General features: G+C 33.6%; 1 protein-coding gene. It reads right to left on the bottom strand.

Annotated features, from left to right (window positions below):
- Positions 1-391: 391 nt before the first annotated feature.
- Positions 392-1,017 (bottom strand): SDR family NAD(P)-dependent oxidoreductase (locus tag V7014_RS11030; protein WP_335507055.1); only part of this gene is annotated, 626 nt, incomplete at its 5' end.

Raw genomic sequence — 1,017 nt, 5'->3', positions numbered from 1 at the left:
CTACATTATAGATAAATCTAATATCCCTATAAAAATTGGTGCAACTCTATTTTCATGGGCGCCAATTTTAAACAAAGGTCTACTGCCATTCCAAGCCATCTATGCGTTCCAGATTTTGTAAACGCTATCATATTACCGATAACTTTTTTCTTTAGTCCTCCCCTCCTCTTCATTTTGAGGAAATTTTAAGCTAACTATCTATCAAAAAAGGATTAGATCTTTAAGAGAGTTAATCACATTCCTCTATTAAATATTCTTATACACAGCGCAGAATATTCTAAAAAATGAAAAATTTTTTGCGTTTTTTAAAGTTTGTACCCAACCAAAAAGATAGTACGAGAATATTGTCGAATTATTGTAATCCAATATTGTTATAAAAGCTAAGTGTCACCTACATGACATTATACACTTGACCAGTAATATAGCTACTTTTCTCTGATGCTAAATAGCCAATAAGTGAAGCGACTTCTTCTGGTCGTCCAATTCGTCCAATCGGGGTTTTTTGAGATAAAGTATCAAGAAAAGGGTTCGGTGTTCTTTGCTGTAAGGGTGTATTAATTAGGCCAGGTGCAACAGCATTAACGGTAATACCGAATTTTCCAAACTCTTTTCCTAATCCCTTAGTTAAAGTATTCATTGCACCTTTCATTGACGAATAATGAAAATGGTCAAACATGCCGCCAGTTTCGGCTCCCATTGATGATACATTAATAATTCTTCCATATTTTTTAGTAATCATTCCGGGTAAGAATAGTTGACTAAGCTTAACAGCACTCATAAGATTTAACTGAAATGATTCCATCCAAATAGAGGGATCTGTTTCTAAAAATGGTGCTCGTGTTATAATTCCACCAGCATTATTGATGAGTACATCTACTTGCCCATACTTGCTTTCTATTTCACCACCTATCTTTGAAATATCATTCTGGTTCGTTAGGTCACCTTGAATTAAATAGACTTCATAATGCTTTTCATTTAATTCTTTTTTAAGCTGTAATGCTTCCTCTATTGAGTTAT

Source organism: Bacillus sp. JJ722 (assembly GCF_036963345.1).
Classification (GTDB): Bacteria; Bacillota; Bacilli; order Bacillales; family DSM-1321; genus Bacillus_AD.
Note: the sequence above shows the minus strand (reverse complement) of the source record. Positions and strands in the feature narration are given on the sequence as shown.